The sequence below is a fragment of the Cellulomonas sp. P4_D11 genome, from assembly GCF_056401915.1.
On the sequence record NZ_JBFUIK010000018.1, the window covers coordinates 21,670 to 37,287 of the forward strand.

Genomic DNA, 15,618 nt, shown 5'->3' on the forward strand with positions numbered 1-15,618 from the left:
CGAGCACTCGACGGCCGGTTCGGCCCACCGGCCGCGGTCGGGTATCCTCTGTCGGCCGGGAGGATTCGCCTAGTGGCCTATGGCGCACGCTTGGAAAGCGTGTTGGGTGAAAGCCCTCGGGGGTTCGAATCCCCCATCCTCCGCGCACCGAAGGGCCCATCACCTGCAGCGATGTGGGTGGTGGGCCCTTCGTCGTACCGCTTGACCCACGCGCTCTCGAGGACAGTCGGAACGGGTATCGCGAGCATGCGAAGGGTGCGCGGCCGTCGATTCGCCGCCCGGATCGACGTACGCTCGCACGTCGTGGCCACCTTCTCCTCCGTCTCGCGCCAGCACGTCCTCCAGGCGATCGCGGAGTACGACGACCGCGGCGGCGCGGAGTTCCTCGACGTCTACGGATTCGCCCCCTCCGACGAGTACCCGCTCGTGCACGAGGGGCGAAGCTACGACTCGCGGGCCGTGCTCGGCGTCGCCCACCGGTACGCCACCGGGCGGCTGGCGACGACGGAGGAGTTCAGCGGCGACATGGCCGGGGCGATCGCGATCCTGCGCCGGCGGGGCTTCGAGGTGACCGAGCCGCGGTCGGCGTACCGGCCGCCGCCTCCCCGGACCACCCGCGCGCCGCGCGCACCGCGGACCCCCGTCGCGCGGGCGACCGCCGCCCGGGAGGCCGCGCCGGCGATCTGCCCGACGTGCTCGATGACCCTTCCGGCGACCGGCATCTGCGACGAGTGCGGCTGAGGCGCCGAGCGGTCAGCGCTCGAGCCACGCCAGCGCGCCCTGCGCCGCGACCACCCCGGTGCTGAACGAGGCCTGCAGCAGGTAGCCACCCGTCGGCGCCTCCCAGTCGAGCATCTCGCCCGCGACGAACGTGCCGGGCACCCGGCGGAGCATCAGCGACTCGTCGACCTCCGACCACGCCACGCCGCCCGCCGTCGAGATCGCCCGCTCGATCGGCATGGTCGCCGTCACCACCACAGGCACCGCCTTGACCAGCGCGGCCATGGCCTGTGCGTCGTTCGGCAGCGGTCCGGCCAGCCCCTCCCGCAGCAGCCCGATCGCGACCGGGTCCAGGCCGAGCGTCCGGCGCAGCCAGTTCGAGGCGGAGTCCTTCGGCCGTCGGCGCTGCAGCCTCTCCGCGACCTGCTCGTGGGAGAGCGACGGGCGGAGGTCGACCTCGAGCACGCACCGCCCGTCGGCCTCGAGGACGTCGCGGATCGCGGCGCCGATCGCGTAGACCGGCCCGCCCTCGATGCCGGTCCTCGTCACCATCGCGTCCCCGCGGGACCGCTGCCCGCCGGCCGACAGCGCGACGTGCTTCAGCGGCGACCCCTCGAACCGCTCCGCGAACGTGCCGGTCCACTCGACGCGCATCCCGACGTTCGCCGGCCGCAGCGGCGTCGTCGCGACCCCGCGGTCCGAGAAGGGACCGACCCAGCCGCCATCCGCACCGAGCCGCGGCCAGGACGCGCCGCCGAGCGCGAAGACGGTCACGTCGCCGACGACCTCGCGTATCGCGTCGTCGGCACCCGTGAACCGCAGCCCCGCGTCCGTCCAGCCCGTCCAGCGCTGGCGACGCTCGATCACGACGCCGAGATCGGCGAGGCGCGCCAGCCACGCGCGGACCAGCGGCGTGGCGCGGAACGACCGCGGGAACACGCGCCCGCTCGACCCGACGAACGTCTGCTCACCCAGCCCGGCGCACCAGGCCCGCAGGTCGGCCGGGGTGAAGCGCGCGAGCATCGGCGCCAGCTGCTCGGCCGAGGCGCCGTACCGCGACAGGAACGGGTCGAGGTCCTCGGAGTGCGTGATGTTCAGCCCGCCGTGGCCGGCGAGGAGGAACTTGCGGGCGGGCGACGGCATCCGGTCGTACACGGTCACCGCCACGCCGGCCCGGGCCAGCACCTCGGCGGCGATCAGACCTGCCGGCCCGCCGCCGACCACGCTCGCCCTGCTCATCGGCCGAACGTATCTGACGACGACCTGGTCCTCAGACCCCGCGCTCGATCGGGAGCCGCCCGGCCGCCACCGCCCGGACCAGGGCGGCGTGGTCGGCCTCGGTCTGCTCGGCATACGCGAGCGCGAACCGCGCCATCGCGAGGTCGAGCTTGTCCGAGCGGCCCCCGTATCCGGAGATCATCGACGCCCCGCTGGTCCGCGCGTGGCCCTTGGCCAGCAGCCGTCCGACGATCCCGGCGTAGTCCGCGAGCGCGACGGCGTCGATCGCGTCCAGGGTGACCGTGCCCTTCATGTTCCGGAACTGGCGCACGTAGAACTGCAGACCGCCCACGGTCGTCCAGCCGAGCAGCGGATCGCTCACCGTCTGCAGCGCCTGCTGATACTCGACCACCCGCTGGCCCTGGTGCGCGTGCCAGGCGCTGTCGCCGTGGACGTGCTGGGCCAGCACCGACCGCCGGGCCTGCTTGAGCTGGAGGAAGACGACGTCGTCGGGACTCGAGCCCTCGAGCAGCGCGATGTACGCGCGCAGGCCGACCGAGCCGACGCCGACGACCTTGTGGGCGACGTCGACGAGCGTGTAGCCGCCGAGCGCCCGGCGCCAGTGCGGCGCGAGCGTGGCCAGGTAGTCGTCGAGACCCTGCGCGACGAGGGCCGCCTCGTCGTCGGGCAGGCGCGTGATCAGCGGCGGCTGCTCGACGATGCGGCGCTGGCCGCCCTCCGACGCGGTGAACTTCGGCAGCGCGCGGTCGCTCGTGCGGGTCCGGGCGCGCTTGACGGCCCGGTCGATCTCGGCGGCCAGCGTGCCGTGCGGCGCGCGCTCGTGGATGCGGTCGACGTCCAGCCGCTCGAAGGAGCGCGCGAGGAGCGGCCGGTCGGCCAGGCGTCGGATCTCCTCGCGGTAGGCGGCGCTGCACGAGACCGCGGCCGACTCGCACGCGTGCTCGGGCGCGCCGTTCTGCCGGCCGGCCACCCAGATGCTGGCGACGAGCCGACGCAGGTCCCACTCCCACGCCCCGGGATGGGCCTCGTCGAAGTCGTTCAGGTCGATGACCAGGTCGCGCTCGGGCGACGCGTAGAAGCCGAAGTTGCCCAGGTGCGCGTCGCCGCAGACCACGGGCGTGATGCCGGTGGCGGGCAGCGTCGCCAGGTCGTTGGCCATGACGACCGCCGACCCGCGCAGGAACCCATACGGCGAGGCGGCCATGCGCCCGACGCGGAGGGGGATCAGCCGGTCCAGCCGTCCCTGGTGGCTCTCGATGATCTGCGCGACGGGGTCGCGATCGGCCGGCGACCAGTCGCCCAGCGACGAGCGGGGCACCGTGTCCCGCAGGGCGCGCCCCGTCCGGTAGCGCTCCTCGCGGGTGGCCGGCCGACGCCGCAACGACGCGTAGTCACTGCTGTCGGCGCTCTGCAGGACCACGTGCCCGGCGACGGGCCGTCCGTCCATCGCTGCCCACCTCGGTTCGGGAGCCCTGACTCCCGGAGTCTCCCCCGCCTGTCAACCGCACGCCATGGCGCGCGGCTCGGCGCCGCACCACACTGAGGCCATGTCGAAGCCGCTCGCCATCGTGCTGGGAGTCGTCCTGCTCGTGATCGGAGCGGTCTTCACGTTCCAGGGGCTCGGCTACCTCGGGGGCAGCGCCATGACCGGCGTGACCCTGTGGGCGATCGTCGGCCCGGTCATCGCCGTCATCGGGCTGGTCCTGATCGTGCGCGCCGCCCGGAGCCGCCGCGACTGACCCGGGGTCAGACCCGGGCCGAACGCCCGGCTCGCCAGACGCTCGGCGCGTCCCCCCGACTGCGCTTGAACGCCCTGCTGAACGCCTCCTCCGACTCGTAGCCGACGTGGTGCGCCACCGCGACCACCCCGAGGTCGGTCGTGGTCAGCAGGTCCTGCGCGACGTGCATCCGCCACTCGGTGAGGTAGCGGATCGGCGAGCGCCCGAGCACCTCGCGGAACCGGGTGTCCAGCTGCGACCGGGACACGAGGGCCTCGCGCGCCAGGAGCTCCACGGTCCACTTGAGCTCGGGCCGCCGGTGCATCGCCGCCAGCGCCGGCGCGAGCACGGGATCGCGGAGCGCGGCGGTCCACCCCCGGTCGACCGCCGGGGCCGACGCGAGGTGGAGCCGGAGCACCTCGACCAGCAGCAGCTCCGGCAGCCGGGTCGGGATCCCGAGCGCACCGGCCGACGTCTGCTCGAGCGCGTACTCGATGTTCGCCCGCACCCACTGCGCCGCCGGCCCGGTCGGGGTCACGACGAACACCGGCGGCAGTGCTCGCAGCGCCGGGTCGAACAGGGGGTCCCGGCTGTGCAGGTAGCCACAGACGACGTCGGTCTCGGAGCCGTCCCGGCCATACCGCAGCACCGGCATCTGGGCCCACGGGACGGGCGGCATGAAGGTCGAGATGGGAACGACCTCCGCGTCCTGCAGGCCGCCCATCCGGTGCTGGTCGCCGTACGGCAGGACGATGACGTCGCCGGCCGCGGCCCAGTGCTTCGCGCCCCCGTCGACGGACACCCAGCACGAGCCGGACGCGACCACGTGGAACAGGACGACCCGGTCGGTGCCGGGCCGCAGCAGGTTTGCGGTCACCGGTCCGGTCATGGACTCGTAGGTCCACGGTTCGCGGTACTCGGCGCGCAGGAAGACAGCACCCTCCAGCCGCAGCCGCTCGAGCGAGGTCTGCAGCAGGTCCTGGTACGTGGGTTCCCGATCAGGAAGGCCGGTGGCGCGGTCATGGTCCGCGGACGTGCTCACCACGAGGCTGATCGTGTCACACCGACAAAGCACGCATAAGGAGCACGAGATGCCGCTGTTCATGGACGTCCACACCATCGACGGACCCGTCGGGATGGGCGATGTCGCGCAGGCGCACCAGGCCGACCTGGCCACCCAGGGCGCGTTCGACGTCAGCTACCTGAAGTACTGGGTCGACGAGAAGCAGGGGAAGATCTTCTGCCTCGTCGACGCCCCGGACGCCGAGTCGGCCGCGACGGTCCACCGCCAGGCGCACGGCCTGGTGGCCGACGAGATCTACCGGGTCGACGAGGGCGCGTGAGCCCTCCGGGTCGACGCCGCGACTGCCGCGGCGTCGACCCGCTCCTGGAGCGCGTCGAGCGAGTCGCCCGGGAAGAGCTGGACGGGCACGATCGACCGGAGGCGCGTCTCGCGGGCCTGGAGGAAGACGAACTCCCCCCGGACCGAGACCGCGCGGAGGGCGCCGAACCTCGTCTCCCCTGTCACGGCCGGCCCCTCGATCCACAGGCTCTCCGGGCGAAGAGCCGCCCGGAAGACCGATCCCACCGGGACCTGCCGCGTCAGATCACGCACGATCCGCACCTGCTGCCGCCACACGACCCAGACCAGCAGGAGCACCATCGCGCCGGCGAAAGTGCCGCCCACGAGCGCGCTCGAGCCCGACGACGGACCCGTCACGGCGACCATGCCCACAGCCCCGACGACGATCACGGCCGCGACCCGTGCGAGGCGTGCGGGCGCGAGCGTCACCTCGTGGAGATACGTGCGGGCGAGCCGGCGGATGTACCCGGAGTCCGTGACATACGTCGCTACCTCGCCCGGGCGCGCGTCGCCCACCGTCACCGGCGCCTCCTGCGGAAGCTCGGCGCCCACGGGCGCGGCAACCCGGACCCTCGCCCGCAGGTCGTCGAGCACGGCGTCCGGGAACAGCGCACGGGGATAGGCGACGACGCCCTTGGTCACGCGGTGCTCCAGCAGGATGACGTGTCGACGGGCGATCACCCTGCCGTACACCCCGAGCCGGACGGCGGAGGTCCCGAGCGGGCCGGTGGTGTGCAGCCGGTCCCCGCCGAGCGCGATGCTGATTCGCGAGCCGGGCGGCAGCACCCGCGCGGAACGGATGCGCCCCCTCACGTACGCGGTGAGCACGAGGGCGACCAGCACTCCCACGATGACGGCGTTCACGCCCGACCGAGTCACGAGCCCGAGCAGCAGCAGGGCGGCGAAGAGGGACTCGATCACGAGCAGCGGAGGCCGCGACAGCTGGTGCCGCCACTGCGCGTCGACGGCCCGCCGCACGTACGGCCTGTCCGTCGTCCAGGTCTGCCACGTGAGCGACTCAGCGGGTTCCACGAGGGGAGCGTAGGGGCGGACGTCCGTCGTCGGGACGCCACATCCCGAGGTTCAGCCGGTCGCCGAGCCTCGGTCCGGCGAGATCGCGATGACGTGCCGCCGCTCGAACGTCACGACGTCGCCGGCGTGCAGACCGCGCAGCTCCACCGCATCGCTGGCGAACGTCCCGTGCAGCACCTCGTCGTCCACCGAGCCGACCACGACCCACAACCGCTCGGCGATGCCCTCCGACGGCACCACCATGACCTTGACCCGGTCGCCCGCGCGCAACGCGGCCTTGGCCTCGTCACCGACGATCCGGAACGTGCTCGGCGAGAGCGCGTGCCGCTCCACACCGTCGGCCAGCACCCACTCGGCCCGGCGCCGGAAGAAGACGCTCATGCACCGATCGTAGGCGCGCGCTCAGCCCGCGAGCGCCCGCACGGTCTCGATCGTGTCGGCCTCCGCAGCGGGCTTGTCGTCGCGGTAGCGCACCACTCGCGCGAACCGCAGCGCGAGCCCGCCGGGGTACCGGGACGAGCGCTGCAGCCCGTCGAACGCGATCTCGACCACCTGCTCCGGGCGGACGGTCACGACCCAGCCGTTGTCGTCGGTCTTCAGCTCGGTGAACCGCTCGGTCTGCCACCGCAGCATCTCGTCCGTCATGCCCTTGAACGTCTTGCCGAGCATGACGAAGCCGTCGCCGTCCCGCGCCCCGAGGTGGATGTTCGACAGCAGCCCCTGGCGACGCCCCGAGCCCCACTCCACCGCGAGCACGACGAGGTCGAGGGTGTTGCGCGGCTTGACCTTGATCCACGCCGCGCCGCGACGCCCTGCCTCGTACGGCGCGTCGGCGGACTTCACGACGACGCCTTCCTGCCCGGCCCGGACCACCGCGGAGAAGTAGTCGCGGGCCGCTGCGGGGTCATCCGTCACGAGCCGGTCCACCACCGACGCACCCGCCACGGCGTCGAGCGTGTCGAGCCGACGCAGCAGCGGCGCGTCAAGCAGGTCGACGCCGTCCACGTGCAGGCAGTCGAAGAAGAACGGGGTCAGCGTCACCGCCGCGGCCACCTCGGCATCCCGGGTGGCCGAGCGCGAGGCCGTCTCCTGGAACGGTCGCGGCCGCCCGTCCGGACCGACGGCCAGCGCCTCGCCGTCGAGCACGAGCTCCGTGGCGGGCATCGCCAGGACGGTCGCGACGATCTCGGGGACGCGCGGGGTGATGTCGTCGAGGCTCCGCGTGAACACGCGCACCTCGGAGCCCTGGCGGTGGACCTGGATCCGGATGCCGTCGAGCTTCGAGTCGACGACGACGGGGCCGGGCGCCAGGCTGGCCCACGCGCCGTCGACGTCGGGCGCCGACTGCGCCAGCATCGGTCGGACGGGCCGCCCGACGACCAGTCCGAAGGCCGCCAGCGCCGTCGCGGGATCCGGGGCCGTGAGCGCTGCGACGGCGACCGGCTCGGTGTCTCCCGCGAGCATCGCGGCCCGGCGCACCGCCTCCGGTGAGACCCCCGACGCCTCCGCGACGGCATCGAGCAGCAGCGCGTCCAGCGACCCCTGCCGGAGCTCCCCCGTCACGAGCCCCCGCAGCAGCCGTTGCTCCTCCGCCGTCGCGGCGGCGAAGAGCGCGGCGGCCTGTGCGGTCCGCGCCGTGCCGGAGCCGGACCCTGCGAGCTGCGACATGGCCTCGAACGCGGCGTCGACCTCCGCGACGGTCAGGCTGGGCTCGTCGGCGGGGTCGGGCAGCGAGCTCAGCGAGCGCCAGCCCAGCCCGGTCCGCCGCTGCCGCAGCTGGCCGCCGAGGTAACGCGACACGACCGCGACGTCGTCGTCCGGCGTTCGGCGCAGCAGGTCGACCAGGAGCGCGCGCTTGGCCAGCCGCGACCGGGTCGTCGCCAACGCGGTCGAGGTGGCGGCGAGCTCGGCGAAGCGCATGTCGGCATCCTGCCCCCGCCCGCCGACACGCGCCCGAGGTCGGGCGGTCAGACGAGCCGCAGCGTCCGGCTCGCGAGCGACAGGGTCACCGTCTGCCCCCACGCCGCGGTGAGCCGGTCGGCCTCGAGCCCGTCGCCGAACACGACGAGCGCGTCGGACTGCACGACGACCGACAGCGCCTCGCCCGCCGACAGGACGCCACCGGTCAGCGACGTGCCGGTGGCCGGCGACGGCCACGCCTCCCGGACGAACCAGGCGAGCGTCCGGTCCGCGGTTCCCGGCAGGGCCACGCCACCTGCGCGCTCCCGCTGGATCGAGGCCGCCCACCCCGTCGCGCCCGTCCCGGTCGCGACGATGAGACCCGACGACGACTGCACCTCGGAGCCGCCGCCCACACTGATCCGGTACCGCGCCGACTGGTGGCTCGGGTGGCCGACGAAGACCTCGTTCAGGGCATCGAGCGACTGACCGTCGTCCAGGACGGCCCGCACCATCGATCGGTCCTGCACACGGGCGGTGCCGGCGACGACCGCAGGCAGGAGTCGTCGCGCCTCTCCCGGCCGGTGCAGGACGAGGACCCCGGCGTTGCGGCCGGGCTCGGGGTCGATCCCGACGACCGCCTGGGCACCGAGGTACTTGGCGACGTTGGCGACGAGGCCGTCCTGGCCCACCACGACGACCACGTCACCCGGCTCGAACCCGAAGCGATACAGGTCCTCGCGCTCGACGTCGCCGCGCCGCCACTCGGTCGGCACCGCGGCCCGCACCTCGGCGAGCGCGGCGTCCTGGGCGTCGTGCCGGCCCTGGACGTCGGCCATGGTCCGGCCTCGCGTGCGGAGGAAGAACTCGGCCTGCCCGCGCGTGCCGTGGTGCTCGAGGAGCCCGTCGAGCTCGGTGCGCCGGTGGACCACGACCACCCGCGGGGCCAGCACCACGTCACGCCTCCTTCGCGCCGACCAGGCCGGCGAGCACGCCCGTCACCAGGTCCGGGGTGACCGTCAGGTTGCCGATGCTCGGCAGGTTGCCCGCCAGCTCCCGCATCGCGAGAGCCGTCAGCACCTCGCGGTCGACACCCTCGTACGCGGCGAGCCGGGCGGCCTCTGCGGCACCCTCGGCCTCACCGACCACCCGCGCGCTGTGGGCGTCGGCGTCGGCAAGCAGGCCCTGCCGCTCGGCGGCCGCGTTGGCCTCGATCAGAGCCGCCGCCGCGGCCTCGCTGGCGCGGGTCCGCGCGTTCGCACCGTCCTGGGCGACCAGCTGCTGCTCGCGCAGCGCCAGCTCGATCCTGTTGGCCAGCTCGTTCTCGGCGATGGCGCGCTCGCGCTCGACGGCGAGGGCGCGGCGCTCGAAGGTCGACTTGTCCGCCTCGCCCTGCGCCTGCTCGCGGGCCGGCGTCTGCAGGAACCGCTCCATGTCCGCCTCGGCGCGGACCGAGCCGATCCGCGCGCCGAGCACCGTGATGCCGGTCGACGCGAGCCGCTCGTCACCGCGCAGCCCGTCGGTCACCAGGCGTCGGAGGGCGCCGGCACCCGCGGTGACGGCTTGCAGGACGGTCATCCCGGCCAGAGCGTCCATCACCTGTCCGGTCGCCAGCTCGCTGAGCAGGTGGGCCACCTGCTCGAGCGGGTTGCCCGTCCAGCGACCGTTGTCGGGGTCGATGGCGAAGTCGATCCGGCCGGCCACCAGCTGCGGGTCCTCGAACCGGAAGCTGACCGTCACCTGCACGGCGACGTCCTGGAAGTCCGCGGTGCGGGCGTGCGCGACGAGCGGCAGCTCGCGGTCGTCGACCGGCACCTCGCTGATCACGGCCGAGAGCGGGCGGAACCAGAAGGCGAGGCCGGCGCCGTCGTGGCGCAGGCGACCCGCGTCGAGGTGCAGAACGTGCGAGGTGGGCGCCGTCCGCAGGTGCCGGGTGAACGGGTAGCGCTTGATGGTGGCCATGTCAGATCCTCCTGTTTTTATCGTCAATCTGACCTTAATCACCGTTGCTTGTTGTCGTCAAACTGACGATATAAGGTCACCCGCATGGACCACTTCCCCCGGTTCGCGGTGACGGTGGATCTCGTCGTGCTCACCGTGCGTGACGGGACGCTGCACACGCTGCTGGTGACGAGAGGCGAGGAGCCGTTCCTCGGTAGACCTGCGCTGCCGGGCGGCTTCGTGCACCCCGACGAGGGCCTGCAGGACGCTGCCGCACGCGAGCTGGCCGAGGAGACCGGGCTCGAACGGGTGCCGGGGCACCTGGAACAGCTGGGCACCTACGGCCGACCGGACCGCGACCCGCGCATGCGCGTCGTCTCGGTCGCCCACCTCGCGCTGGCACCGCACCTGCCCGACCCGCGACCGGGTGGCGACGCCGCCGCCGCGGCCTGGGTCTCGGTCGCCGAGGCGCTCGCGACGGACCTCGCCTTCGATCACCGCGAGATCCTCGCCGACGGGCTGGAACGGGCCCGCGCCAAGCTGGAGTACACGTCCCTCGCCACCGCGTTCTGCGGCCCGGAGTTCACGGTCTCCGAGCTCCGTCGCGTCTACGAGGCCGTCTGGGGGGTCGAGCTCGACCCGCGGAACTTCCACCGCAAGGTGACCTCGACCGCCGGCCTGCTGATCGAGACCGGCCGCACGGTCGTCGACGGTCCCGGCCGACCCGCGGCGCTCTACCGGAGCGGACCGACGAGCTCCCTGAACCCGCCGCTCACGCGCGAGCCCTGAGGCAGGGCTAGGCGATGCCGCCGTCGACGTAGAGCCAGCGCCCGTCCTCGCGCACGAACCGGCTGGTCTCGTGCAGGCGTCCGCGCTGACCGACCGCCGTGCCGTCGTCGAGCCGGTAGTGCGCCACGAACTCGACGGTGCCGGTGTCGTCCCACGGTCCACCCGCGTCCGTCCGCAGCACGTCCAGGCGGTGCCACACCATGGCGTCGTCGAGCTCGAGCTCGTCCGGCCGCGTGCTCGGGTGCCACGTGGCGAGGAGGTAGTGCACCGCGCCGGTGGCGAAACCCGTGTAGCGCGAGCGCATCAGGGCCTCCGCGGTCGGAGCCGTCCGCCCTTCGGCGAGGTACCGCCCGCAACACTCGCCGTAGGTCTCGCCCGACCCGCACGGACAGCGGTCGTCGGTCTCGGTCATCGGTTGCTCCGCCCTGTCGTCGGCATGAACCCAGCCGGCGTCCCGGGGGCTCGCAGGGAAAGCTCGGACCCTCCGCGCCGCGGGTTCCGAGCAGACCAATTCGCTTCGTACGTTCCGGTCAGGCCCATAGTGCCGTACGGTTGTCCCTGTAGTCGCAGTGAATCGCTTGTCATGACGGCCAGGGGAAACCCGGCAGGACGTTCTCGAGGACCACCTCGGAGACGGACGACGAACACCGTGAATACCGGTCCCGGTCACCCGGGAGTTGTCCATACCGCACGTGAGAGAAGAGAACATCATGCCTGTTGGCACCGTGAAGTGGTTCAACGCCGAGAAGGGCTTCGGCTTCATCGCCCCCGAGGATGGCGGCCCCGACGTGTTCGCGCACTACAGCGCCATCACGACGAGCGGCTACCGCACGCTCGAGGAGAACCAGAAGGTCCAGTTCGAGGTCACGCAGGGCCCCAAGGGCCCGCAGGCGTCGAACATCACGCCTCTCTGAGCTTGAACCTGAGCTCATAGCTCCATCGCACGAGACCCCGGCCTTGTGGCCGGGGTCTCGTCGCATCATGACCGAGGCGCCCCCGATCCAGCTCATACCCCCGACCGCACTCGCGCCGCGCACTGCACGACCGACAGGACGGACGCCATGAGCTCCTCGACGCTTACCCCTACCCCCACACGTCCGCGCGACCGCGCGGTCAGCGACTTCACCGAGCTGACCCGAACCGTGCAGGCCGCCGGCCTCATGAAGCGCCGGCCCGCCCACTACGCCGTCCGGCTCTCCGCGGCCGTCGTCGCCGTGCTGGGCCTGGTCGCCACGATCATCCTGGTCGGCGACTCCTGGTGGCAGATCGCCGTGGCGTTCGCCGCCGCCGTGATCCTCACGCAGGTCGCTTTTCTCGGCCACGACGCCGCGCACCGCCAGATCTTCGCCGACGGACGCGCCAACAACTGGACGTCCCTCGTGCTGGCCGACCTGTTCGTCGGCCTGAGCCACGGCTGGTGGCAGCGCAAGCACACGCGCCACCACGCCAACCCGAACAAGATCGACGCCGACCCCGACATCGACCTCGAGGTCCTCTCCTTCACCCCGGAGCAGGCCGCGACGCGCACGTCGAAGCTGTCGATCTGGTTCCTGAACCACCAGGGCTGGTTCTTCTTCCCCCTCCTGCTGCTCGAAGGTGTCGCGCTGCACGTCGCGGCCGTCAAGCGGCTGTCGTCGCGGGAGAAGCTGGACCACCGCGCCGCCGAGATCGTCATGATGACCGTTCGTCTGGTCGGTGGCGCCGCGCTGGTGTTCCTCACCATGTCGTGGCCGATCGCGCTGGTGTTCCTCGCGGTGCAGATGGGCGTGTTCGGGTTCTACATGGGCGCCTCGTTCGCCCCGAACCACAAGGGCATGCCGCTGATCCCCAAGGACTCGCGCCTCGACTTCCTGCGCCGCCAGGTGCTGACCAGCCGCAACATCGGCGGCGGCAAGTGGGTCGACGTGCTCATGGGCGGGCTCAACCACCAGGTCGAGCACCACCTGTTCCCGTCGATGCCCCGCCCGTCCCTGCGTCGCGCCAAGCCGATCGTCGAGGCGTACTGCCGGGAGCACAACATCCCCTACGTCCAGGTCTCGCTGCCGCGCTCGTACGCGATCATCGTCAAGTACCTGAACACCGTCGGGAAGCCCGACCGCGACCCGTTCAACTGCCCGATGACGGCGCTGTACCGCGTCTGACCCGCAGCAGACCGAAGCCCCCGTCGTCCCTCGGGACGGCGGGGGCTTCGTCGTCGGCGGCTCGGGCACTCGCACGATTTCGAAGGATCCGGCCGTTACGCGGCCGGATCGTTCACATTCCTCGAGCGCGCGGGAGCCGGTCGGGGAATCCCCGGCCGGCTCCGTTGCCCCGCGGAGGGCGCCGACCGGTAGTCACCCCGGTCGACGCCCGCCGGTCAGCTCAGCATCGAGATCACCTGCTGCGCCTGGTAGCCGAGCGTCGCCCGGGCGGCCGGCGTGACCGTCGAGAGCCGGGTCCGGGGCGTGAGCAGCTCGACGTAGGCCCTGAGCGAGGTCGCCGCGAGCCTCTCGTTGCCGCGGTCGGCGGCCTTGTCGGCCACCTCGACGGCGGCGAGCAGTCCCGCGGCCGCGAGGCCCTTCACCGCACCGGCGGCGATCTGCGCCTTCGTCGCCGCGCGCAGGGCGTCGATGCTGCCCGGGGCGTAGTACGAGGGCACCGGCACCTGGGTGAAGTCCGTGTCCGAGGCCAGGTAGAAGCCCACGTCCGACGGCTGGTTGTAGGTCGTCTGCTGCCGGGCGACCTCGACGCGGTACTGCGGGTCCTGCATGAGCGTGTACATCTTCCGGTGGCTCAGGGCCGTGCTGGTGAACACGCGGATCGCCGACGAGTCCGTGGTGCGGACCAGCAGCTCCTCGCGCGAGTCACCGAGGATGTCCGCCACCAGCGACGGGGTGCCCTTGGTGCCGTTGTTTGCCCGGGTGCCGGTCGCGGTCAGCTGGCGGCCGCGGGTCCAGTCGTCGATGGTGACGTCCTGGTCGCCGGAGCCGTTCACGATCTGCGTCGTGCCGTCGGGCAGCCACCTGATGCTCATGTTCGTGCCGGGGATCGCGCCCGGCGTGAACTGCCCGGTCGCCGTGTAGAGACCCAGCGATCCGGAGCCACCGGGCAGGCTGGCCCAGACCTCCAGGCCCCGGACGCCCGGCAGCACGTCACCGATCATCGAGCGGCCCGTGTCCGCGCCCGAGTACTTGCCGAAGATGACCTGCCCGGTCTTCGCGTCCCGCAGGTCCATGCCGTAGGGCGCGAAGGTCGCCCCCTCGTGCGACGTGTAGATCTCCAGCCCTGGACGGTCCGGGTCGACGTCGGTGACGTGCATCGCGTCGCCGTGGCCGAGGCGGGCCACCTCACCGGGCGCCGCGCTCCCCGGCGGGAGCGTGTCGAACGACGAGTACAGGACGGACCCGTCGTCGTCGATCGTCGCCGAGCCGTAGACGATCTCCTGCTTGCCGTCCCCGTCGACGTCCGCCGCCGAGAGCGAGTGGAAGCCCTGCGTCGTGATCTTCCCGTAGGCCGGGTCGGTGCCGTCGCGTCCGTGAGGGCCGTCGTTGAACGGGTTGGTCATCGGCACGTGGCCGGAGTCGACGTACCAGCGCTCCTTGAGCGCCGTGCCGTCCCAGTCGTACGCGACGATCGTCGTGCGCGTGTAGTAGCCACGGGCGAAGATCGCCGACGGCGTCTCCCCGTCGAGGTAGGCGACGCCGGCGAGGAAGCGGTCGACGCGGTTGCCCGGCTCGATGCGCGCCATCGCGTAGTCGCCCCACAGCAGGCCGTCATCGCCACGGCCCGGCTTGTAGTCGATGGTCTGAAGCTCCTTGCCGGTCGCGCCCTGGAACACCGTGAGGTACTCCGGCCCGTCGACGATGAAGCCCTCGAAGTTGCGCAGCACGTTCCGGGCGCTCCGGCTGGGCGCGTAGACGTCGACGAAGTAGTTCGCCAGCGCCGTCGCGTCCTCGTGACTCAGCGGGTAGGCGTACTGCTTCGCGATGCCGAGCGCCTCCTCGACCGTCGACGGCCAGTGACCGGCGACGACCTCCGGGTGGCTGCTCCAGCCCTCGAGCATGCTGACCAGGTGCTCGAAGTAGCCGGCCTTGCTCAGCCGGTAGTCGGTGGTGTCGGTCACGCCGGCGTCGCGGTCGCGCCGCGGGAGCGTTACGTAGGCCTCGCTGGACACCGACCCGTCCGCCGCGTATCGCGTGATCTTCGTGCCCGGCGCCGTCTTCATCATGAGCTCGGCCTTGCCGTCGCCGTCGTAGTCGTAGACGGGGAACTGGGTGTAGTGCGCGCCGGCCCGGATGTTGACGCCCAGGTCGATGCGCCAGAGCTGCGTGCCGTCCTGCTCGTAGGCGTCGACGTAGACGTTGCCGGTGTACCCGACCTGGCTGACGTCCTTCGAGTTCGACGGGTCCCACTTGACGACGTACTCGTACTGGCCGTCGCCGTCGACGTCCCCGACGGACATGTCGTTCGCCGAGTAGGTGTACGCCTCGCCGACCGGCGTGACTCCGTCAGCCGGCTTGTGCAGCGGGATGTCGAGGCTCGGCTGCGCCCACGGGGTGGCCTCGGTGCCGTCGACCTCGACCCCCTTGACGACGGCCGCCACCCGGTAGCGGGACGTCGCCGTGCCGGCGGGGTCGACGAAGTTGGTGGAGTCGGTGACCGTGCCGAGCTTGGTGCCGTCGCGATAGACCGTGAAGTCCGGACCGGTCAGCCCGGTCGCCGTGGCGCCCGTGACCTCGCTGGCCAGCAGGCGCCAGCTCAGGAACACGCCTTCGCTCGTGACCGCCGCGACGAGCCCGCGGTCGAGGCGCTCGAGCGTCAGCCCGTCGGGGCCTTGGCCGGCAGGGGCGTGGAGCGTCGCGGGCGACGGCGTGGCCGTGGCGGGGGTGGCCGTGAGGGTGCCGACGAGCACGACCGAGCCGGCGATCGCTGTGAGCG

General features: G+C 72.4%; 16 protein-coding genes and 1 tRNA gene. 7 read left to right on the top strand and 10 right to left on the bottom strand.

The window, feature by feature from the left end; genetic code table 11:
- Positions 1–58: 58 nt before the first annotated feature.
- Together AC1DT4_RS12710 and AC1DT4_RS12715 are read left to right on the top strand one after the other, a co-directional pair.
- Positions 59–143 (top strand) — tRNA-Ser (locus AC1DT4_RS12710).
- Between the two features lie 160 nt (positions 144–303).
- Positions 304–741, top strand: coding sequence for a ScoMcrA-related endonuclease (locus AC1DT4_RS12715; protein WP_477090159.1), 438 nt, complete (start codon positions 304–306; stop codon positions 739–741).
- Between the two features lie 12 nt (positions 742–753).
- Here AC1DT4_RS12715 and AC1DT4_RS12720 read toward each other — a convergent pair whose 3' ends face one another.
- The gene (locus AC1DT4_RS12720; protein WP_477090160.1) at positions 754–1,959 is read right to left on the bottom strand and encodes a BaiN/RdsA family NAD(P)/FAD-dependent oxidoreductase; all 1,206 of its coding nucleotides are present in this window, start codon (positions 1,957–1,959) and stop codon (positions 754–756) included.
- 31 nt (positions 1,960–1,990) lie between these two features.
- Positions 1,991–3,406, bottom strand: coding sequence for a DUF2252 domain-containing protein (locus AC1DT4_RS12725; RefSeq protein WP_477090161.1), 1,416 nt, complete (start codon positions 3,404–3,406; stop codon positions 1,991–1,993).
- Between the two features lie 100 nt (positions 3,407–3,506).
- Here AC1DT4_RS12725 and AC1DT4_RS12730 point away from each other — a divergent pair, with 100 nt between their 5' ends.
- Positions 3,507–3,698 carry a hypothetical protein gene (locus AC1DT4_RS12730; protein ID WP_477090162.1) on the top strand — a complete coding sequence of 64 codons (192 nt, stop codon included), beginning with the start codon at positions 3,507–3,509 and terminating at the stop codon, positions 3,696–3,698.
- A 7-nt stretch (positions 3,699–3,705) separates the two neighbouring features.
- Here AC1DT4_RS12730 and AC1DT4_RS12735 read toward each other — a convergent pair whose 3' ends face one another.
- Positions 3,706–4,722 carry a cupin domain-containing protein gene (locus AC1DT4_RS12735; RefSeq protein WP_477090163.1) on the bottom strand — a complete coding sequence of 339 codons (1,017 nt, stop codon included), beginning with the start codon at positions 4,720–4,722 and terminating at the stop codon, positions 3,706–3,708.
- 46 nt (positions 4,723–4,768) lie between these two features.
- On the opposite strand from AC1DT4_RS12735, the gene AC1DT4_RS12740 reads away from it, so the two are divergent.
- Positions 4,769–5,020: a DUF4242 domain-containing protein gene (locus tag AC1DT4_RS12740; RefSeq protein WP_477090164.1), complete on the top strand. Its 252-nt coding sequence runs from the start codon at positions 4,769–4,771 to the stop codon at positions 5,018–5,020.
- Here AC1DT4_RS12740 and AC1DT4_RS12745 read toward each other — a convergent pair.
- From AC1DT4_RS12745 to AC1DT4_RS12765, 5 genes are read right to left on the bottom strand one after another with little or no spacing between them, the layout of a single operon-like run.
- Entirely contained in the window at positions 4,996–6,072 is a 1,077-nt protein-coding gene (locus tag AC1DT4_RS12745) for a hypothetical protein (RefSeq protein ID WP_477090165.1), read from the bottom strand. The genes AC1DT4_RS12740 and AC1DT4_RS12745 overlap by 25 nt on opposite strands.
- A gap of 51 nt (positions 6,073–6,123) precedes the next feature.
- Positions 6,124–6,453 (bottom strand): hypothetical protein, encoded by a 330-nt coding sequence (locus tag AC1DT4_RS12750; RefSeq protein ID WP_477090166.1) that lies wholly within the window; start codon positions 6,451–6,453, stop codon positions 6,124–6,126.
- A 21-nt stretch (positions 6,454–6,474) separates the two neighbouring features.
- Entirely contained in the window at positions 6,475–7,992 is a 1,518-nt protein-coding gene (locus AC1DT4_RS12755) for an ATP-dependent DNA ligase (protein ID WP_477090167.1), read from the bottom strand.
- 47 nt (positions 7,993–8,039) lie between these two features.
- Positions 8,040–8,927 carry a diacylglycerol kinase catalytic domain-containing protein gene (locus AC1DT4_RS12760; protein ID WP_477090168.1) on the bottom strand — a complete coding sequence of 296 codons (888 nt, stop codon included), beginning with the start codon at positions 8,925–8,927 and terminating at the stop codon, positions 8,040–8,042.
- Between the two features lies 1 nt (position 8,928).
- The gene (locus AC1DT4_RS12765; RefSeq protein WP_477090169.1) at positions 8,929–9,933 is read right to left on the bottom strand and encodes an SPFH domain-containing protein; all 1,005 of its coding nucleotides are present in this window, start codon (positions 9,931–9,933) and stop codon (positions 8,929–8,931) included.
- A gap of 84 nt (positions 9,934–10,017) precedes the next feature.
- On the opposite strand from AC1DT4_RS12765, the gene AC1DT4_RS12770 reads away from it, so the two are divergent.
- On the top strand, positions 10,018–10,701 hold the full coding sequence (locus AC1DT4_RS12770; protein WP_477090170.1) for an NUDIX hydrolase: 684 nt from the start codon (positions 10,018–10,020) through the stop codon (positions 10,699–10,701).
- Between the two features lie 7 nt (positions 10,702–10,708).
- Here the strand turns inward: AC1DT4_RS12770 and AC1DT4_RS12775 are convergent, their stop codons facing one another.
- On the bottom strand, positions 10,709–11,113 hold the full coding sequence (locus tag AC1DT4_RS12775) for a YchJ family protein (RefSeq protein WP_477090171.1): 405 nt from the start codon (positions 11,111–11,113) through the stop codon (positions 10,709–10,711).
- A gap of 298 nt (positions 11,114–11,411) precedes the next feature.
- On the opposite strand from AC1DT4_RS12775, the gene AC1DT4_RS12780 reads away from it, so the two are divergent.
- Positions 11,412–11,615 carry a cold-shock protein gene (locus AC1DT4_RS12780; protein WP_028049733.1) on the top strand — a complete coding sequence of 68 codons (204 nt, stop codon included), beginning with the start codon at positions 11,412–11,414 and terminating at the stop codon, positions 11,613–11,615.
- A gap of 147 nt (positions 11,616–11,762) precedes the next feature.
- Positions 11,763–12,842: a fatty acid desaturase family protein gene (locus AC1DT4_RS12785; protein ID WP_477090172.1), complete on the top strand. Its 1,080-nt coding sequence runs from the start codon at positions 11,763–11,765 to the stop codon at positions 12,840–12,842.
- Positions 12,843–13,057: 215 nt separating this feature from the next.
- Here AC1DT4_RS12785 and AC1DT4_RS12790 read toward each other — a convergent pair whose 3' ends face one another.
- Positions 13,058–15,592 (bottom strand): rhamnogalacturonan lyase, encoded by a 2,535-nt coding sequence (locus tag AC1DT4_RS12790; protein ID WP_477090173.1) that lies wholly within the window; start codon positions 15,590–15,592, stop codon positions 13,058–13,060.
- Positions 15,593–15,618: the final 26 nt, after the last annotated feature.

Coding starts and splice junctions, on each gene's coding strand:
- AC1DT4_RS12720 (WP_477090160.1), bottom strand. CDS start 1,959: ATGAGCAGGGCGAGCGTGGTCGGCGGCGGGCCGGCAGGTCTGATCGCC.
- AC1DT4_RS12725 (WP_477090161.1), bottom strand. CDS start 3,406: ATGGACGGACGGCCCGTCGCCGGGCACGTGGTCCTGCAGAGCGCCGAC.
- AC1DT4_RS12730 (WP_477090162.1), top strand. CDS start 3,507: ATGTCGAAGCCGCTCGCCATCGTGCTGGGAGTCGTCCTGCTCGTGATC.
- AC1DT4_RS12740 (WP_477090164.1), top strand. CDS start 4,769: ATGCCGCTGTTCATGGACGTCCACACCATCGACGGACCCGTCGGGATG.
- AC1DT4_RS12750 (WP_477090166.1), bottom strand. CDS start 6,453: ATGAGCGTCTTCTTCCGGCGCCGGGCCGAGTGGGTGCTGGCCGACGGT.
- AC1DT4_RS12755 (WP_477090167.1), bottom strand. CDS start 7,992: ATGCGCTTCGCCGAGCTCGCCGCCACCTCGACCGCGTTGGCGACGACC.
- AC1DT4_RS12765 (WP_477090169.1), bottom strand. CDS start 9,933: ATGGCCACCATCAAGCGCTACCCGTTCACCCGGCACCTGCGGACGGCG.
- AC1DT4_RS12770 (WP_477090170.1), top strand. CDS start 10,018: ATGGACCACTTCCCCCGGTTCGCGGTGACGGTGGATCTCGTCGTGCTC.
- AC1DT4_RS12775 (WP_477090171.1), bottom strand. CDS start 11,113: ATGACCGAGACCGACGACCGCTGTCCGTGCGGGTCGGGCGAGACCTAC.
- AC1DT4_RS12780 (WP_028049733.1), top strand. CDS start 11,412: ATGCCTGTTGGCACCGTGAAGTGGTTCAACGCCGAGAAGGGCTTCGGC.
- AC1DT4_RS12785 (WP_477090172.1), top strand. CDS start 11,763: ATGAGCTCCTCGACGCTTACCCCTACCCCCACACGTCCGCGCGACCGC.